The organism is Aliiroseovarius conchicola (genome assembly GCF_041403445.1).
GTDB lineage: Bacteria > Pseudomonadota > Alphaproteobacteria > Rhodobacterales > Rhodobacteraceae > Aliiroseovarius > Aliiroseovarius conchicola.
The window spans coordinates 174,230-192,712 of sequence record NZ_JBGEHL010000006.1 but is presented as its reverse complement, the minus strand read 5'-3'; the positions used below and the strand labels follow the sequence as shown (position 1 = coordinate 192,712).

Here is an 18,483-nt window from a genome sequence, read left to right as displayed (position 1 = left end):
TTTGCTTTACGCCTCCGTCATGCCGTTTCCCGGGGGAGCACATGGCATCCGATTTTATCGACATTCAACGCGACGGTGAACCAGCGATCATAGCCCGCAGTTTTGCATGGGGCATGCTGGCTTTCTTGTTCGCCTTCTTGGTCAACAACGCTTTGGTGGTAGGGTATGATATGCCCGGTGCTATGCCGGTCTTTACCGGTGCAGCGACAAGCGCAAGTTGGTTCCAGCTTGGTATCTATGGCATCGCCATCATCGCCGCAGTTTTCTATGTGCGAAGCACACGGACAACGTCGCTGCGATGGGATGCCATGAGCATTCACAGGTTCAACCTTTACCTGATCCGCGCCATGTTCTGGACTGTTCTGTTGGTCGGCATTGTCGATAGCGCCATCGCGTTCATGCGCGTCGAAGGCATTCTAGAGAGCACGCTGGGCACCGAGACAAGCAAGCTTTTCGGCAAGGCACGCTGGGTCGGCCCTTATATCCATATGCCGCTTGTCTTTGTCGGCTTTGTGTTGGCCGCTTTCACCCGAACGCTAGGCTTCACATGGTTGGCGCTGATGATCGTTGCCGCGGAACTTGCCATTGTCATTTCGCGTTTCGTTTTCAGTTATGAGCAGGCCTTAATGGGGGATCTTGTGCGCTACTGGTATGCCGCCCTGTTCCTATTCGCGTCTGCCTTCACCTTGTTCGAGGACGGACATGTCCGCGTTGACGTCCTTTACGCAGGCTTTGGCCGCACCAAACGCGGGTTTGTGAACGCTTTTGGATCAATCGCTCTTGGGATGAGCACAGTCTGGGTGATCCTAGCCATTGGCTTTAATGGCAAAACGTCGATCATCAACAGCCCGGTTGCCAATTTCGAGATCACGCAATCCGGCGGTGTCGGAATGTTCATCAAGTACCAGATGGCGGCCTTTCTGGGCATCTTTGCCATCACGATGCTGATCCAGTTCGTCAGCTATTTCCTTGAGGCGGTGGCGGATATGCGGGATGAACCCGGCCACCGCGAAATCGCACCTGTATCGCACTAAGGACACGACAGATGGAACTCTATTTCCTTGCCCTTCTGATCCTGATCATGGCTGCGGCCCTTGGATCGGGTTATCCCGTTGCGTTCGCCTTGCCGGGTGCTGCGATCATCACCATCGGCCTTGCCGCCGGTGCAGGATACATCTTTGCCGGCTCTACGGATGCCTATTTCCATTCGGGCGGGCCGGGCCAATGGCTATCGGCCGGGGTGACGAACCTTAGGGGGGTCTATTGGGAGGTCGAGAGGGATACCCTGATCGCCATCCCGTTGTTCATCTTTATGGGCATCATGCTGCAGCGTTCAAAAATCGCCGAAGACCTTTTGGTCACGATGGCGCAACTGTTCGGTCCTGTGCCGGGTGGGCTAGGCATCTCGGTCGTGTTCGTGGGCGCGCTTTTGGCAGCAACCACAGGCATCGTTGGTGCAACCGTAGTAGCGATGGGCCTTATTTCCCTGCCCGCCATGCTGCGTAACAATTATTCGCCATCGCTGGCGACCGGTACTATTGCCGCGTCCGGCACACTGGGTCAGATTATTCCGCCCTCTATCGTTCTAATCATCCTCGCCGACCAGTTGGCATCAGCCACGGATCAGGCGTCTACCGCGCGAAAGGCACTGCACAAAGAGGCCACCGGCGAATTGTCCATGCCATCGGTCTTCGACGTTGCCTCGACTTCGGCGGGCGAGATGTTTTTGGGTGCTTTCATTCCCGGCATTCTGCTGGTTGCACTCTATATGCTCTACATTCTGTTCTATGCGATCCTGCGGCCCAAGCTGGCCCCGGCGGTTCCTTATGAGGGCAAGTATGACAAGTCATTCATTAAGAATGTCCTGATCACATTGGTGCCGCCTTTGGCACTGATCTTCTTGGTCCTTGGGTCCATCATCGCTGGTATCGCCACGGTAAACCAAGCCGGCGCGATTGGTGCTGCAGGCGCGATGATTATGGCAGGCTACCGATTACCTGAAGGTGGTCGGGGGCTGTATTATCCCGCGCTTCTAGCCATCGCCGCGCTGCTGCTTGTGACATTCGCATTGATGAACTTCGACATGAATGTGAAGTCGATCAATGACAGCAGCGACCGCATGGGCATTACGCTTGGTGTCATCGCCACGATCATGTTGCTTGTCGCGTTGGTCTGGTCATGTTGGCGTGTTCTCAAGATCGAGAACACTCTGGCCGGCGTCATGCTGGAGACGGCAAAGACGACCTCGCTGGTGTTCATCATTCTACTTGGTGCGGCCATGCTGACCGCCGCCTTCCGGGCCTTCGGGGGCGAGGAGTTGGTCCGCGACTTCCTTTTGGGTCTACCAGGTGGGTTCTGGACACAGTTCGTCATCGTGATGCTGGTGATCTTCATCCTCGGCTTCTTCCTCGATTTCATCGAGATTGCCGTGGTAGTCGTACCCATCGTAGCGCCGATTCTGCTGTCGGATCCAGAGGCGAACATCACCGCCGTTTGGTTGGGTGTGATGATTGGCCTGAACATTCAGACCAGCTTCCTAACACCGCCCTTTGGCTTCGCGTTGTTCTATCTTCGCGGTGTGGCACCAGCGATCGTGAAAACGGTACAGATGTATAAAGGCGTTATCGCCTTCATCTTGCTTCAGATCTCGGCGTTGGCAATTGTGGGGGCGTATCCTCCGCTGGTGAATTACCTACCAAACCGAGTCAGCTTTCTGTCCGAAAGCAGCCCGCCACCGCGAAATCCGAAACTGCAGCTCTGCGTCGAGGACTATGTTGGCGAAAAGTTATCGCAAAGTACGGTCGCTCAAGATGCTGTGGCCACCGCGCAGGCGATGGACCTGTCGATCTTGCCCAAGGATTTGGCGAAAGGCCTCTCTGGCGGATTTTCGTCCGCTGAGACCGCGATCACAGAGCTAGAGACTGCTTTCACCTCCGCAGCCAATGTTGAAGCAGCGGCAAACGACTATCGTCCTCAGCTCCGGCAGGTGCGTGGTGTTGAAAAACGAATCCGTCGCGCTCAGTCAGAGATTGGCAAGTTGGAAACCCGCATTAGCCGTATGCGCGAAGAAAGCGAAGCGGAGGCGCGGACTGCACTGAAAGCAGACGTTGCTGCGCTGAATGCTGAGATCGCGCATCTTGAGGGCCAGATTCCTGATAGCTGGGCAGATGCCAACGCAGCTTTCCTTGAGTTGACGACGGCGGAAAACTCGGCGCGTGCGAAATATCGTCGGGCGGCGGATCAAGCTTACGAGGAACCGCTGGCGCTCTTGTCAGTGTTTGACGCCAACGCTGAATTCGCCGCGCTTGAGGGCGAGCTTCGCGACCTGAAAGACACCATTGAAACCGTGCCTGAGAAAGATGCGGAAGAGGTCGTGAACCAACTGTCGAAAGCTTTCGGTCGGATCGACGGGGCTGGCGATATAAAGAGCGCGCTTAGCAAAGCTCGAAAGGCGCTGAAATCTAAGTCACCCGACCGCGAAAAGGCGTTGAAAGCGTATGAGAAGGCTGTGGCAGAGTTCGATTCTCAGATGGTGTGGCGCATGACAGCTGAGGCCCAGTTGCGACCCCAGATCACTCAGTATCTGGATGCGATCCGGGATACACTGGGTGTTCGCGTGCAGGACCGGTTCACACGCGAACAGGCCCTTGCCATGGCGTCATGTTCCGCTCACCACAGGGACATTTCTCTGAATTTCTAATAAAATCAACGTGAAGAACAAAAAAAGGTCGGGACCAGTCCCGACCTTTTTTATTTGATCCGTTCAACCGATTTGCGATGTTAACGTTACATAAGTGTCGGAAAATAGGGATGCAAAGTCGGTATCTGGCCTTGCGCATTGCAGTCATCTGGTCAACTCTGTCAGGCGAACCGAAGAATAAGCGGCCGAAAAAGGCACGCATCTATCAACTAGGGAGCACTTTATGTCCAACGAACTCGAATATCTTTCCAAGCAGGTTGCATCTCGCAAGATGTCTCGCCGCGACTTTATGGGTCGCGCCAGCGCGCTGGGCGTTTCCGCCGCCGCCGCAAGCACCATGCTAACGACGGCAGCGCAAGCGGCTGGGCCGGTTAAAGGTGGGACATTCAAGCTGGGTATGTTGGGTGGTGAAAGCACCAACACGCTCGACCCGGCTCCGGCCGCGACGCAAGTTCCAGGGATGAACCTGCGCCTGTATGGTGACCAGTTGGTAGACGTGTCACCTGAAGGTATGATCGAATTGCGGATCGCGGAAAGCGTTGAAAGTACGCCGGACGCAAAGCAGTGGCATTTCAAGGTCCGTAAGGATGTTGAGTTCCACAACGGGAAAACAGTCACTGCCGATGATGTTCTGAAAACAATCGAGCGTCACGCAAACGAAGATTCAAAATCCGGTGCTTTGGGCGTGCTCGGTGGCATCGAAAGCATGAAAGCGGATGGTGACACGTTCTCGATCACCATGGAAAACCCCTCTGCTGACCTTCCTTACCTGTTGGCCGACTGGCACCTTGTCATTCAGCCCAACGGTGGTTTTGATGATCCCGGTGCTGGTATCGGCACTGGTCCCTACACCGTAGAGGTTGATGAACCAGGCGTGCGCCACGGGTTCAAGAAATTCGCCAACTATTGGGATCCCGACCGCGGCCATGTGGATGAGGTCGAGCTTCTGGTGATCAATGACAACACCGCGCGTATGTCCGCTCTGCAATCTGGTCAGGTTCACATGGTGAACTCTGTCGATCCCAAGGTCGCGAGCCTGTTGGGTCGCGCACCAAACGTAGAGATCAAGAACGTAGCCGGGCGTGCGCACTACGTCTTCCCGATGCACGTTGATACTGCGCCGTTTGATAATAACGACCTGCGCATGGCGTTGAAATTGGCTGTGAACCGCGACGAATTGGTTGACAAGATTCTCCGTGGCTTCGGTTCTGTCGGCAACGACTTCCCGGTCAACGCAGCGTACCCGTTGTTTGATGCGGACATCCCGCAGCGCAAATATGATCCGGAAAAAGCGGCAGAGTACTATAAGAAATCTGGCCACGACGGCAGCCCGATCATTCTGCGCGTCTCGGATGCAGCCTTCCCGGGTGCAATCGACGCGGCTCAGCTGATCCAGCAAAGCGCGAAAGCGGCAGGCATCAACATCGAAGTAAAGCGCGAGCCAGCCGATGGTTATTGGTCGGAAGTGTGGAACAAGCAGCCCTGGTGTGCGTCCTACTGGTCAGGTCGACCAGTCCAGGATCAGATGTATACGACCGCCTATTACTCGCAGGCTGACTGGAACGACACGCGCTTTGAGAATGCCGAATTCGATGACCTGCTTGTTAAAGCGCGTGGCGAGCTTGATATTGAAAAACGCAAGGCGATGTACGCCCGCATGGCGATGCTGGTTCGTGATGAGGGCGGCTTAATTTGCCCGATGTTCAACGACTTCGTTGATGGCATCACGAACAAAGTTCAAGGATACGAAGACGATCCCAACGGATTCCTTATGTATTCTTGGGCGCCGATCAAATGCTGGCTGGACGCGTAAGGGTCCACGATGCATCCGATCCTGAAACTCGTTGCTCAGCGCCTTGCGCTGAGCATCCTTCTTCTCCTCGCCGCTTCGGTATTGATCTTTGTCGGTACGACGATCCTACCGGGCGATGTTGCCCAAAGTATCTTGGGGCAAGCCGCAACTCCTGAAAGCCTTGCAAACCTGCGTGAAGAGCTGGGTATGAACAAACCCGCTGTTACACGCTATTTTGACTGGCTCTTCGCGGCGCTCCAAGGTGATCTTGGTACGGCGCTGACAAACGGGCGAGACATTGTCGACAGCCTGTCCACGCGATTGGGAAACACTTTGTTCCTAGCGTTCTGGGCCGCTGTTGTCGCTGTTCCACTGGCTATTTTTCTGGGGCTTTTGGCTGTTCGATACCGCGAACGCTGGCCCGACAAACTGATTTCGGCGGTCACACTCGCCTCGATCTCGGTTCCTGAATTTCTGATCGGCTACATCCTGATGTTCTACGTCGGCGTGAAACTGGGATGGGCGCCCACGGTGGCTACGATTTATGATTCGATGACACTGGGCGAGAAGCTAAACGCCATTGCGCTACCAGTTGCGGTGCTGACCATGGTCGTGTTGGCCCATATGATGCGAATGACGCGCGCCGCTATTTTGAACGTGATGCAGTCGGCCTATATCGAAACCGCCGAACTGAAAGGTCTGTCCGGTTTTCAGGTCATTGCGCGCCACGCTTTCCCGAATGCTATTGCCCCCATCGTCAACGTCGTCATGCTGAACTTGGCTTATCTGGTCGTCGGTGTCGTTGTGGTCGAGGTGGTCTTTGTCTACCCCGGCATGGGCCAGTATCTGGTTGACCATGTTGCGAAGCGAGACGTCCCGGTCGTTCAGGCCTGTGGTCTGATCTTTGCGGCTGTCTATATCGGGCTCAACATGATCGCTGACATCGTGTCGATCCTCGCAAATCCAAGGCTGAGGCACCCGAAATGACAAGAATACCTCCGGCGGCCCTTATTGGCCTGTTTTTCACCGGCATCTATTTTCTAGGTGCTATCTTTGCTCCGCTTATTGCCCCGTATCCGATGACCGAGATTGTGGGCGATGTTTGGGAACCTGCTTCAGCTGAACACTGGTTGGGCACCGACAATATCGGGCGCGATCTTCTAAGCAGAATGATCTATGGTGGGCGAACGACCATCTTTATCGCCACCGCAGCTACGATCATCAGCTTCGTAACAGGCTCCGTACTAGGCCTTACTGCTGCCGTTATCGGCGGTTGGGTCGATCAGGTGATGAGTCGCTTCGTCGACCTGATCATGTCTATCCCGACCTTGATCTTCGCGCTGGTTGTGCTGTCTGTCATGCCTGTCACGATGCTTGTCTTGATCGTGGTTATGGGTCTGCTTGACAGTACCCGTGTCTATCGACTGGCTAGGGCGGTTGCGGTCGATATCAACGTCATGGACTTTGTGGAAGCCGCTAAGCTCCGAGGTGAAGGTCGGCGCTGGGTCATCTTCCGTGAGATTTTGCCGAATGCGCTGTCTCCACTTGTTGCTGAAATGGGTTTGCGGTTCATTTTTGCGGTGCTTTTCGTCTCGACGCTTTCGTTCCTTGGTCTCGGAGTTCAACCTCCAAATGCGGACTGGGGCGGCATCGTGAAGGAGAACAAAGACGGTATCGTCTACGGCATCCCGGCGGCCCTAGTGCCAGCCGTTGCGATTGCCACATTGGCGATTTCGGTCAACTTGGTGGCGGACTGGGTATTGAACCGCACCACCAGCCTGAAAGGAGGCCGCGGATGAGCGATAAGCTTCTCAAAGTCCAGGACCTCAAGATCGGTGCGCGCATCTATCCTCCGGGAGAGAAGGCGCGTGACATTGAGATCGTGCATGGCGTGTCCTTCGAACTGGAGAAAGGCAAAGTCCTTGGCCTGATCGGTGAAAGCGGGGCTGGTAAGTCTACGATTGGTCTTGCCTCCATGGCCTACGGCCGTGGCGGCGTCGAGATTACCGGCGGCAAAGTCTGGGTTAACGGTCGCGAGATTCTTGGTACGAATCTGAAAGATCTTCGTAGCTTGCGTGGGACCGAGGTGACCTATGTCAGTCAGTCTGCTGCAGCCAGCTTCAATCCTGCCAAGAAGATCATGGAGCAGGTAATCGAGGCCTCGATTCATGCCGGTAAGTTCTCAAAGAAAGATGCTGAAGCCCGTGCGGTTGAGCTGTTCACCAAGCTTGGATTGCCTGATCCCGCAAATATTGGCGATCGATATCCTCACCAGGTTTCCGGTGGTCAGCTTCAGCGTTGCATGACGGCCCTGGCCTTGTGCCCTGAACCTGATTTGGTGGTGTTCGACGAACCCACCACTGCACTTGATGTGACCACGCAGATTGACGTCTTGATGGCCATCAAGGAGGCCATTCGGGACACCGGTGTCGCTGCGCTTTACATCACGCATGACCTTGCGGTTGTGGCTCAGGTCTCGGACGAGATCATGGTGCTGCGCATGGGCGATATGGTTGAGCACGGTACGACCGATCAGATCATCAACTCGCCGAAAGAACAGTACACGCGCGATTTGGTGTCCGTCCGATCAATCCAACACGACGGCAAAGCCCCGACAGACAATCCTGTTCTACGGGTCGAAAACGTGACGGCACGTTATAAAGGTACAAATTTTGACGTCCTTCATGATGTGTCGATGGAGCTTCACCCCGGTCAAACCCTAGCGGTTGTTGGGGAAAGCGGGTCGGGAAAGTCGACTACCGCCCGTGTGATCACAGGGCTACTGCCCCCGCGTGACGGCAAGATCATCTTTGATGGTCGCGAACTTTCTGCCGATCTTGAGGGTCGTACCAAGGATGACCTTCGCGAGCTGCAAATGATCTATCAGATGGCAGACGTCGCGATGAACCCACGTCAGACCGTGGGCACCATCATTGGTCGACCTTTGGAGTTCTACTTCGGCATGCGCGGTGCAGAAAAGCGCAAGCGCATTGTTGAACTGCTGGATGAGATCGAGCTTGGTGTCGAGTTCATGGACCGCTACCCGGCCGAACTGTCCGGCGGACAAAAGCAACGTGTGTGTATTGCACGAGCGCTGGCGGCCAAACCAAAGATCATCATTTGCGACGAGGTCACCTCGGCGCTTGATCCGTTGGTGGCGGATGGCATCCTCAAACTTCTGGAAAACCTGCAGAAAATCGAGAATGTCGCCTATCTGTTCATTACCCACGACATCGCGACCGTCCGTGCGATCGCTGACAGCATCGCGGTCATGTTCCAAGGTAAAGTCGTCCGGTATGGTCCGAAGGCCGAGGTGTTGTCGCCGCCGTTTGACGACTATACGGATCTTCTTCTCAGCTCGGTGCCCGAAATGCGTCTGGGTTGGCTTGAAGAAGTCGTCAAGCATCGCAAGATGGAAAGCGCTGGGAACTGACGGGTACGTCAGTTCCTCAAATTAACCAATATTGAAATACGCAGGGTCATCGCATGGATCGCAAGCTGCTTTTGATTATTCTCGACGGTGTACCGTGGAGAAACTGGCGTCGTCTGTTTGGAAATCTGGAAGGTTGGGTGGACACCGGCCATGCCCAGCGTTGGAAAATGCGGGCAACCCTGCCGTCAACGTCGGCCAGTTGCTATGCCTCGATCCATACCGGTGTCACGCCGCAGGAACATGGCTGTACGGGTAACAACAATGTCTTTCGCCTGAGCCAACCTGATATCTTTAGCCAAGTGCGTCAGGCAGGTGGTGTCACCGGTGCCGTGACACACAGCTTCTGGTCCGAGTTCTTCAATCGCGCCCCTTTCGATTTGGTGCGCGACATTGAGTATGATGAACCCGAAAGCCAATCCATTAATCATGGGCGTTTTCACACCATGACTGGATACGGTATGGTCAATCAAACCACGCCTGCAGACGTAGATTTATTCGCCACACTCACGATGCTCAGCGAGCGCTTCAAGCTGAACTACGGTATTTTGCACACCTGCACACTGGACAGTATGGGGCATCGTTTTGGGCATGAGTGTCATGAGATGGACCACGCCTGCTTTGCAGCGGACGAACAATTGGCATTGTTTATAGACCGTTGGCGCGCTGATGGATACGAAATCATCGTAACTGCTGATCATGGACAAACAGACCGGGGCCACCATGGGGGCCGCGAGGATGTTCAACAGGACGTGGCGCTATATTATTTCGGACCGGCGACCGGTCCAGATTTCGACGAACGATTGTGCCAGTTGCAGCTCGCGCCAACGATATTGTCGCGGCTTGGTGCACCAATACCCGATACGATGAAGGGTGCAGTGTTCCTAGATTAAAGCGTTGCGGGCCTAGTCGGCCGACAAGGTGATCGCACGCCGCTTCATGTTTGCAGTGATGACAGATGCAAGATCAGACTTTCGCGCGCGCCGAGGATATGACTTTCGGTGAGGGCGGCGGCCTCCGCCGCGTCACCGCGCTCGCAGGCTGCTTGTATTTGCATGTGTTCCTCGTTCGCGCGCCCCATGCCGTTGCTAAGCACCAGTTGCGCCCGCAGGTAGCGGTCAATCCGGTTCAACGCACCGTCAATGGCCTCTAGGTGATAGGTCAGCTCACTGGCATCGTAGAGCGTCGCGTGGAACAATCTGTTTAGGTCGCCCCATTTCATGGGATCTCTTTCGCTGTGAAACGCCTCGCAATATCCACGCGCGGTACTGAGTATTTGGGGCGTCATCCGCGGCACAGCGTGGCGGATGACGTGCGGCTCCAATACGGCTCGAAAGTCAAATATCTCGGCGGCTTCTTGCGACGATAATGACGACACAACTGCGCCCCGATAGCGTTGAGATTTGACAAGCCCGTGTTCCTCCAATCGCAAGATTGCTTCGCGAACTGGAATGCGGGACGTGTTGAACATCTTTGCAATCTCGTCCTGCCGCAACGGCGCACCCTCTTCTATCTCGCCTTCTATGATCGCTTTTTTGAGGGCCTCGAAAATGATTGTCGCGGCGGATGCAGTCTTGGAGATATCGACGGGTTTGAGCGGCATGGGCGGTTCCTTTTCCAGCGGAGCCTATCAGGCAACGATCGGGTGGTGAAGCATATTGAATCCAGTATTGCATATTGGATCCAATTTAAGCTAAACCTATTTGGGCAACAATATTCCACCGCTCGCGTGAGCAATGACATCAGGATATTCCAATGAACACGAACATTTTTTCGGGGTGCATCCCCGCGCTGATGACGCCCTGCACAAAGGACCGACGCCCCGATTTTGACGCCCTCGTTTCCAAGGGGCAAGAACTGATGGAGGCCGGCATGTCTGCCGTGGTCTATTGCGGATCAATGGGGGATTGGCCGCTTTTGACGGATGAACAGCGAATGGAAGGGGTATCGCGATTGGCCAAAGCTGGCATCCCCGTCATCGTTGGCACCGGGGCTGTAAACACAAAAATGGCCGTGGCACATGCCGCCCATGCCGCCAAAGTTGGCGCGAAGGGCCTGATGGTGATCCCCCGAGTATTATCGCGCGGATCATCGCTGACTGCGCAACGTAGCCACTTTGCGGCAATCCTGTCGGCGGCACCCGAGTTGCCGGCAGTGATCTACAACAGTCCGTATTACGGTTTCGCCACCCGCGCCGATCTGTTCTTTGCCTTGCGCGCAGAGCATTCAAACCTGATCGGCTTCAAAGAGTTCGGCGGGGCTGCTGATATGCGCTATGCGGCTGAGAATATCACCTCTCAGGATGACGATGTGACGCTTATGATTGGTGTCGATACAGCCGTCTATCATGGGTATGTGAACTGCGGCGCTACCGGCGCGATTACAGGAATTGGGAACGTGTTGCCACGCGAGGTTCTACATCTTGTGTCGCTGTGCAAACGGGCCGCCAGCGGGGATCATCAGGCACGGCAAAAGGCCTTAGAGCTTGAGGCCGCCTTGGGTGTGCTTTCAAGTTTTGACGAAGGTCCAGATTTGGTGCTCTACTACAAGCATCTGATGGTCATGACGGGTGATAACGCATACCGCATTCAATTCAATGAATCTGACCAGCTGACAGATGCACAACGAAACTATGCAGAAGTTCAGTTTAGGTTGTTTCAAAGCTGGTACGCTGACTGGTCCGCGCAGGGGGGTGTTGTGGCGGAATGCGCGTAATTGACAGCCATACCGCAGGCGAACCGACGCGCGTGATCCTTAACGGAGGTCCCGACCTGGGCAAGGGATCGCTGGCTGAACGTGCCGTCCGATTGCGCGCCGAATATCCAGAGTTCTACACTTCAACTATCGCTGAGCCCCGCGGTCATGACGCAATGGTCGGTGCGTTAATTGTGCCCCCGACAGATCCAAGCTGCGTGACTGGTGTGATCTATTTCAACACCGTCGGCAATCTTGGCATGTGTGGGCATGCGACCATCGGGTTGACTGTGACGCTGGCTCATCTAGGGCAGATCGCACCGGGTCAGCACCGCATTGAAACCCCTGTTGGCATCGTTTCCGTCGACCTGCTGGATCGCAACACGGTACAGGTGACCAATGTCGAAAGCCACCGTCATCGGGCGGGTGTAACGCTTAATGTCGACGGGCTCGGAGAGATCACGGGCGACGTCGCTTGGGGTGGCAATTGGTTCTTCATTGCGCCGCTTGATCAACTCGAAATCAAGCCTGTGAATATCTCAAAACTAACTTCCGTAGCACTTGAAGTTCGCAGCGCATTAAAGGCTAGGCAGATCACTGGTCAAGGAGAGGCCGAGATCGACCACATCGAGTTCACCGGGCCGCCGGACCCGGGCGGCTCGGATGGTCGAAACTTTGTTCTCTGTCCGGGGGGCGCCTATGATCGCTCGCCTTGTGGCACAGGGCTGTCGGCCAAGATTGCCTGCCTTGCCGAAGATGGTGTGCTCTCACCTGGAGAGCTTTGGACGCAAGAAAGTGTCATCGGAAGCACCTACAAAGCCCGCTATGAAGAGGGTGCGAATGGCGGTGTTATCGTGACGATCGAGGGACAGGCATTTGTCACATCAGACGCACAGCTATATTTCGACAACGCGGATCAATTTCGTGACGGCATCTTGACCCGCCGCCTTGAGTGATCTGAAACTGTCACAGCACATTTACCACCAGCCTGATCGGAATGCCGATGTCTGAAGTTTACGATATTGTTGTGATCGGCGCTGGTATAATTGGCGTCAGCACCGCACTGGAGCTGAAAGCGCGCGGGCGTAATCCGTTGCTCGTCGATCGAAAGGGCATTGCCAAGGAAACCTCATGCGGCAACGCGGGCGCCTTCGCCTTTCCAGCGATCGACCCGCTGGCCACCCCCGGCATCATGAAGAAAGCGCCAAAATGGCTGGTGGACCCTTTGGGGCCGCTGTCCGTGCCGCCAGCTTATGCGCTGCAGATCATGCCGTGGATGCTCCGATTTTGGAGGTCGAGCTGGAGAGATCGCTATGAAGATGCGATTTCTGCGCAGGCGAGTTTGCAGCAGCACTGTTCCGAGGCCTTTGAGCGGCAGTTGGATCGATTTGGTGACCCGGCTCTAATCCGCCGTGAAGGTCAGTTAGAGCTTTATCAGGGCGTCGCCGAGTTCAACGCCAGTGCGTCCAAGTGGCAGCGTCGCGCCGCGTACGGTATCAATTTCGACCTTTTGAAAAGCGCCAATGAGATTTCCGAAATTCAACCCGGTTTGAACGAAACCTTTACGCATGCGGGCTTCACACCGGGCTGGTACAACACCACAGACCCCCTGAACTGGACCGAACATCTGGCCGGGATGTTTGTGGGCATGGGTGGACAGTTTCGGACTTGCAACATTCAAAGTCTTAGCGTCAACGCGGATCAAGTCGACTTGATAGCCGATGATGGCATGTTGCACGCCAAACAGATCGTAATATGTGCTGGCGCGTGGTCGCATCATCTGGCGCGCCAAATTGGTGATCGTTTCCCGCTTGAGACAGAACGAGGCTACAACACGACGTTCGCTCAGTCGTCGCTGGATCTGAAAACACATCTGACATTCTCGTCTCACGGCTTCGCAATGTCGAAGATTAACGATGGTCTACGCGTCGGAGGGGCTGTTGAGTTGGGCGGGCTAAAGCTGCCGCCGAACTTCAAACGAGCAAGGACACTTGTGCAGAAAGCAAAACGCTTCTTCCCTGGCATCGAGTTGAAAGACGGGACCCAGTGGATGGGATACCGTCCATCCTTGCCGGATAGCCTGCCTGTCATCGGACCGTCCGGCCGATCAGATCGGGTAATCTATGCTTTCGGACATGGCCATCTTGGCCTGACCCAGTCCGCCGGCACCGCCGAGGTCGCTGCGGATATTTCCTGTCACACCGCGCCGGCGATCAATATCGCACCCTTCGCCGCCACGCGGTTCTAAGGTGTCCGCCCCAATACTACTGATCTTGCCGAACGATATTTGTCACCAAAACATCGTAAACTACGTTGCCCAGAATGCTTGTCGCAACCTCCGTCAACGCACGTCGTAGATTGGTAAGCCGACTAGTTTGTGTAAACACGCCATCAAACCCCCCGTTGTTCGCGTGGTTGAACATCACCTGCAAGAACTCGTCCCTTAGTTTCGGTTCACGCAGATAGACTGCCTCGAGATTTCCGGGGCTGACCTCGAGGCTCAATGACATCACAACCAACGAGGTCACCTTGTCGTTGTTCACGACCGGAATAACGAACTGGTTGTTTATTTTGACGAATTCACTATCGGAATGGACCTCGTCGTCCTCCATCTCGGCTACCGCGATCACGACTTCATCATCGACTTCACCGCAAGGATTGATCTCAACCATCTCAGGTTCGGGGCGTAGGAACATTCCGGCTCCTGCCCCAGCACCCAAACCGACAAGCGCCAACAAAATTGGGAACAGTTTCTTCATCTTGGCCCCCTAGAACGGCAGGATTATGTCGGCGACCTGTTGCCCGTATCGAGGTTGCTGAACATCCGTGATCTGCCCGCGGCCCCCATACGAGATACGCGCCGACGCGATCTTGTCGTAAGAGATCTCGTTCTGACGTGAAATGTCCTCGGGACGGACAAATCCTGTCACCAGAAGCTCCCGGAGCTCGAAGTTGACCCGCACTTCTTGCGTGCCTTGGATTTTCAAAACGCCATTTGGCAATGTGCCCAGCACAGTCGCAGCTACACGAAGTTCGAGCTTCTCGTTGCGCTTCACCGATCCGTTTCCACTGGACGAACTGCTTGATGAGAGCGCGACGGCTTTGGCCATTGATGCGCCTTGCGGCAGGTCCTTATCGATGGACTGAGGCAACCCAAAGAAGTCCGGAATGCCCAGGTCTTCGGATCCAGCGCGGGCGCGCTTCGAAGTGTTTGAGAACTCCGCCCGATCGTCAATTTCAATCACGACCGTTAGAATGTCCCCGGCAGATTGTGCGCGTCGGTCGCCGAGCAGGGATTGGCGTTCACCGCTCCACAGTGAGGCGCGCGTCAACGACGACTTAGGTGGTGCGGTGCGGGGCAGTACGGCGGAACTCATCGCCACGTGCTCCGCACCCATCTCAACCGGGTTGAACGACGGGGCCTTACCGACCTCATCCAATCGGGCGCAGGCTGACGCGCTCAGAAAAACTGTGATCACCAGAAGAAAATACCGCATGAAAGCTCCTACAGGATTAAGTCAATATTGATTGTGAGAGACGGATACTGTTCCATCTGCTTGAACCGATCCTGTCACCGCCGAGCGTGAGGAAAGGTTCAGTACACGAATCCGATCACCGACACCTGCGCGACCCAGGCTGCGCCCATCGGTCAGGATTACAAGCGAGCCAGTAATGTAGGCCAAAGTGACGATCTGATTGCGTTCGACCAAGGCTGGTGGGCCGACGTTATTCAGTGTGATGGGGCGCCCGGCATAAAGAACAACTCGCGCCTCTTGCCCGCTGACCTCTTCGATCGATTGGAAACCGTTGCTCAGATCGCCTTCCACGATCTTTAGATCGCTTTCCAGAACAATCGAGTTGCTTCTGATGTTCCGCGTTGCCACCACGATGTCTGACAGCGCGTAACCCGTTGTCAAAAATATGATAATCAGAGTGTAGAGTACCCGCATCACCGCACCTGTGTGGTTGCTGCAAGCATCTGATCGGCGGCTGTAATGACCTTGGAGTTCAGCTCGTAGCCGCGCTGTGCTTCGATCAACTCTGTGATCTCGCGTACCGCGTCGACAGAACTGTTCTCAAGATATCCCTGTCGCAGCGTGCCACGACCGTCTTCGCCCGGTGCGCCGACAAATGCCGGTCCCGACGCGGGGGTTTCACGAAACAGGTTCGAGCCTACTGCTTCAAGCCCTTTTTCATTTGTAAACCCAGCAAGGGTGAATGCGCCCAACAGCTCGGGCTCGACCACGTTGTCGAAATAGGCATAAACCTCTCCGCTTGCATTGATCGATATGGACCGCGCATCTGTTGGCACGGTGATGTCGGGCGACACTGCGTATCCATCAGCGGTGACGATCAAGCCGTCGCCAGACAGTTTCAGTGCGCCGTCCCGTGTGTAGGCTGATGCACCCGACGGAAGCGTAACTTCCAAATACCCTTTGCCTTCGATGGCGACATCAAGATTGCCGTTGGTTTGTGCCAACGTGCCTTGTTGGACCAGCATCGACACTGAAGCCGGCCGGACGCCCAGCCCCAGCTGAATACCTGTCGGCAACGTCGTTCCATCCGAGGCATTGATGGTGCCAGCACGAGCCATTTGCTGGTAATGCAGATCAGCGAAATCAGCGCGACGGGCGTTGTAGCCCGTGGTCGACATGTTCGCCAGATTGTTGGAAATCGTCTCGACTCGCATTTGCTGAGCGAGCATGCCGGTTGCTGCAATATTCAGTGCGCGCATCGTGAAAACTCCTTATCCACCGACGGTCTTTAGGACCGACCGGATACGTTCATCCTCTTTTTCAAGGAACTGCTGGCCCAGCTCATAACTCCGCTGGACTTCGATCATTCGAGCGACTTCGACGATTGGGTTGACGTTCGAGCCTTCAACAAAACCCTGCAAGATCACCGCATCGTCGAAGGCGGGCTCAACGTCGCCAGTCACCTCAAACCGTACGCCATCGCGCTGTTGAAGGTCGTCCTTACTAATTGGTTGATAGAGCCCAATCTGGCCCGTCGCGCGTCCATCGACTGACAAAGTGCCATCGGACGCGAGGGATACGGATTTTGCATCTGGTGGAATGAAAATTGGCGATCCGCCACTATCGAGCAATCGATAACCATCTGGCGTGGATAGCTCACCTTCTGCCGATGGGGTAAACGAGCCCGCACGCGTCAGAAATTGCCCTGTTGGGCCTTCGACCATGAAGAAACCTTCGCCCTCGATTGCAAAATCGAACGTGCCACCGGTTTGCGTCAATGCGCCCTGCTGTAAGCTCAGTGCTCTTACGTTTGCTGTGGCCATCGACAAAGACGGATCACCGGGGGCAAGCGCATCCACATACTCCGAAAAGATGATGCCTTCGCGCCTGAACCCAGTGGTTGAAGCATTGGCGATGTTGTTGGCAACACTTTGCATCTCTTGCATCAAACCGGATTGCCGCGTGAGCGTTGAATAGATCGTGTTGTCCATGATCAGCCCCCTGCGATCAGCGGGATCACCCGCAGTTGAAAGAAGCCGACCAGCGTTTCGGTCATGAATCCCATGCTGGCCCAGAACACGACAAGGATCGCAACGAGTTTCGGAACGAAAGTAAGGGTCATTTCCTGAATGGATGTCAGGGCCTGAAAGAGGCCGACAATCAGGCCCGAGAACAAGGCGACGGTTAAGATCGGCAGCGAAATCACAACGGCGATCCAAAGCCCGGCGCGCAGTGTGTCATAGAAGATGAACTCATCCATCATTAGACCGGCATCCTTAGAATTTCCTGATAAGCTTCGACGACTTTGTCGCGCACGGTCACAGCGGTTTCGACGGCGAGCTCTGTCTGCGCCAAGGCTTGAACCAGAGCGTGTGGGTCTGCGTTGCCCGACAGCGCCGCCATCGCGGTTTGCTCGCCGTTTTGGACAGTTTGGGCGAAACTTGTGGCAGCGCTTGAAAACGAGTTCGCGGTTTGTTCGGCTTGCGCCGTTGGCTGCGCAGCTTGTTTTGATGCTGCATATTGCTGTGAGGCAAGTGTCGTTCTGATGTCCATGTGACCCTCCTATCGGCGCAACAGTTCAAGCAAGCCGCGCGACATTTGTCGGGCCTGATCGAACATCTTTAGATTGGCTTCGTAGCTGCGCTGTGCTTCGCGTGCGTCTGCGATCTCGACCACCAGATCGACATTCGATCCCTGATAATTGCCTTTAGCGTCTGCCAGCGGGTGCGAGGGATCGTAGATCATCGGTAAAGTGGACTGATCCAGCGAAACAGGCCCCGCGCGGACCGCGCCAGTTTTCTGTCCACCTTCCAAGACAGCCTCAAAGCTCGACATTTTCCGGCGATACCCGGGGGTGTCGGCATTGGCGATGTTCTCAGACACAAATCGTAGGCGCTCTGCCTGACTTTGCATCCCTGACGTGGCAGCTGCGACTGAATTCCTAAGGTCATTCATGATCCGATCTCCTTACCTGCGACCTAACGCACTGCGCATAACGCCAAGTGACGTTTTGTAGACAGCAAGTGCCAAATCGTGATCGCGCTTAGCCTCGGCCGACGCCATCATCTCGGCCTCTAACGTGACCGAGTTCCCATTGGGTGACATAGCCCCCGGGCGATAAACGGTGTGAGGTCGGTCGTCGGGTGTAGTGGCCACGCCTAAGTCAAGGTGCCCGGCCCGCGTATGCCGCATATGGGCGGCTTCGCCCGGTTGAAAGACGTCTGCAAAGGGCTTCACGTCCTGCGCGCGGTATCCCGGCGTGTCGGCGTTTGCGACATTCTGTGCAATCACCGATTGGCGTAAGGCAGCGTGCTGCGCCAGCCCGGCCGCCTTGGAAAAAATATTCAGTTTTTCAAACATCGGGGCTTCTCCCTCGATTGGCTTCAACCAA

Annotated in this window: 20 protein-coding genes; 10 read left to right on the top strand and 10 right to left on the bottom strand. The window is 55.4% G+C overall.

Translation table 11 applies throughout. The features are described 5' to 3' along the window. Positions 1-41 precede the first annotated feature (41 nt). The 7 genes from V6N04_RS12440 (at position 42) to V6N04_RS12410 (ending at position 9,815) form a co-directional block, all read left to right on the top strand. Entirely contained in the window at positions 42-1,034 is a 993-nt protein-coding gene (locus tag V6N04_RS12440) for a TRAP transporter small permease subunit (protein WP_371170496.1), read from the top strand. Positions 1,035-1,045: 11 nt separating this feature from the next. Continuing rightward, positions 1,046-3,700, top strand: coding sequence for a TRAP transporter large permease subunit (locus V6N04_RS12435; RefSeq protein ID WP_371170495.1), 2,655 nt, complete (start codon positions 1,046-1,048; stop codon positions 3,698-3,700). Positions 3,701-3,923: 223 nt separating this feature from the next. Continuing rightward, entirely contained in the window at positions 3,924-5,513 is a 1,590-nt protein-coding gene (locus V6N04_RS12430) for an ABC transporter substrate-binding protein (RefSeq protein ID WP_371170494.1), read from the top strand. Between the two features lie 9 nt (positions 5,514-5,522). After that, positions 5,523-6,479, top strand: coding sequence for an ABC transporter permease (locus V6N04_RS12425; RefSeq protein ID WP_371170493.1), 957 nt, complete (start codon positions 5,523-5,525; stop codon positions 6,477-6,479). Then, entirely contained in the window at positions 6,476-7,291 is an 816-nt protein-coding gene (locus V6N04_RS12420) for an ABC transporter permease (RefSeq protein WP_371170492.1), read from the top strand. Before V6N04_RS12425 ends, V6N04_RS12420 begins: the two co-directional genes overlap by 4 nt. Next, the gene (locus V6N04_RS12415; RefSeq protein WP_371170491.1) at positions 7,288-8,925 is read left to right on the top strand and encodes an ABC transporter ATP-binding protein; all 1,638 of its coding nucleotides are present in this window, start codon (positions 7,288-7,290) and stop codon (positions 8,923-8,925) included. Before V6N04_RS12420 ends, V6N04_RS12415 begins: the two co-directional genes overlap by 4 nt. A 53-nt stretch (positions 8,926-8,978) precedes the next feature. Then, the gene (locus V6N04_RS12410) at positions 8,979-9,815 is read left to right on the top strand and encodes an alkaline phosphatase family protein (RefSeq protein WP_371170490.1); all 837 of its coding nucleotides are present in this window, start codon (positions 8,979-8,981) and stop codon (positions 9,813-9,815) included. 44 nt (positions 9,816-9,859) lie between these two features. Here V6N04_RS12410 and V6N04_RS12405 read toward each other — a convergent pair whose 3' ends face one another. After that, positions 9,860-10,525, bottom strand: a complete 666-nt coding sequence (locus tag V6N04_RS12405; protein ID WP_371170489.1) for a GntR family transcriptional regulator — start codon at positions 10,523-10,525, stop codon at positions 9,860-9,862. Between the two features lie 152 nt (positions 10,526-10,677). On the opposite strand from V6N04_RS12405, the gene V6N04_RS12400 reads away from it, so the two are divergent. The 3 genes from V6N04_RS12400 to V6N04_RS12390 are packed head-to-tail and all read left to right on the top strand — an operon-like array spanning position 10,678 to position 13,864. Then, positions 10,678-11,637 (top strand): dihydrodipicolinate synthase family protein, encoded by a 960-nt coding sequence (locus tag V6N04_RS12400; protein WP_371170488.1) that lies wholly within the window; start codon positions 10,678-10,680, stop codon positions 11,635-11,637. Continuing rightward, positions 11,628-12,572, top strand: a complete 945-nt coding sequence (locus tag V6N04_RS12395; protein WP_371170487.1) for a 4-hydroxyproline epimerase — start codon at positions 11,628-11,630, stop codon at positions 12,570-12,572. Before V6N04_RS12400 ends, V6N04_RS12395 begins: the two co-directional genes overlap by 10 nt. 47 nt (positions 12,573-12,619) lie before the next feature. Then, positions 12,620-13,864 (top strand): NAD(P)/FAD-dependent oxidoreductase, encoded by a 1,245-nt coding sequence (locus tag V6N04_RS12390; RefSeq protein WP_371170486.1) that lies wholly within the window; start codon positions 12,620-12,622, stop codon positions 13,862-13,864. A gap of 16 nt (positions 13,865-13,880) precedes the next feature. Here V6N04_RS12390 and V6N04_RS12385 read toward each other — a convergent pair whose 3' ends face one another. Genes V6N04_RS12385 through V6N04_RS12345 form a run of 9 tightly spaced genes read right to left on the bottom strand, consistent with a single transcriptional unit; the run spans position 13,881 to position 18,452 of the window. Beyond that, positions 13,881-14,375 (bottom strand): flagellar basal body-associated FliL family protein, encoded by a 495-nt coding sequence (locus V6N04_RS12385; protein ID WP_371170485.1) that lies wholly within the window; start codon positions 14,373-14,375, stop codon positions 13,881-13,883. A 9-nt stretch (positions 14,376-14,384) separates the two neighbouring features. Then, the gene (gene flgH / locus V6N04_RS12380) at positions 14,385-15,113 is read right to left on the bottom strand and encodes a flagellar basal body L-ring protein FlgH (protein WP_371170484.1); all 729 of its coding nucleotides are present in this window, start codon (positions 15,111-15,113) and stop codon (positions 14,385-14,387) included. A gap of 21 nt (positions 15,114-15,134) precedes the next feature. Next, positions 15,135-15,566: a flagellar basal body P-ring formation chaperone FlgA gene (gene flgA, locus V6N04_RS12375; RefSeq protein ID WP_371170483.1), complete on the bottom strand. Its 432-nt coding sequence runs from the start codon at positions 15,564-15,566 to the stop codon at positions 15,135-15,137. Next, positions 15,566-16,351, bottom strand: coding sequence for a flagellar basal-body rod protein FlgG (gene flgG / locus V6N04_RS12370; protein WP_371170482.1), 786 nt, complete (start codon positions 16,349-16,351; stop codon positions 15,566-15,568). Before flgG ends, flgA begins: the two co-directional genes overlap by 1 nt. 12 nt (positions 16,352-16,363) lie before the next feature. Then, a complete protein-coding gene (locus V6N04_RS12365) occupies positions 16,364-17,083 on the bottom strand; it encodes a flagellar hook-basal body complex protein (protein ID WP_371170481.1) in 720 nt (239 codons plus the stop codon). A 2-nt stretch (positions 17,084-17,085) separates the two neighbouring features. After that, complete coding sequence (locus tag V6N04_RS12360) at positions 17,086-17,355, bottom strand: flagellar biosynthetic protein FliQ (protein ID WP_371170480.1); 270 nt, start codon at positions 17,353-17,355, stop codon at positions 17,086-17,088. Beyond that, positions 17,355-17,645 (bottom strand): flagellar hook-basal body complex protein FliE, encoded by a 291-nt coding sequence (fliE, locus tag V6N04_RS12355; RefSeq protein WP_371170479.1) that lies wholly within the window; start codon positions 17,643-17,645, stop codon positions 17,355-17,357. The genes V6N04_RS12360 and fliE overlap by 1 nt, the downstream gene beginning before the upstream one ends. Before the next feature lie 9 nt (positions 17,646-17,654). Further along, positions 17,655-18,047, bottom strand: a complete 393-nt coding sequence (gene flgC / locus V6N04_RS12350; RefSeq protein ID WP_371170478.1) for a flagellar basal body rod protein FlgC — start codon at positions 18,045-18,047, stop codon at positions 17,655-17,657. A 12-nt stretch (positions 18,048-18,059) separates the two neighbouring features. Further along, a complete protein-coding gene (locus tag V6N04_RS12345) occupies positions 18,060-18,452 on the bottom strand; it encodes a FlgB family protein (protein WP_371170477.1) in 393 nt (130 codons plus the stop codon). Between the last annotated feature and the right edge of the window lie 31 nt (positions 18,453-18,483).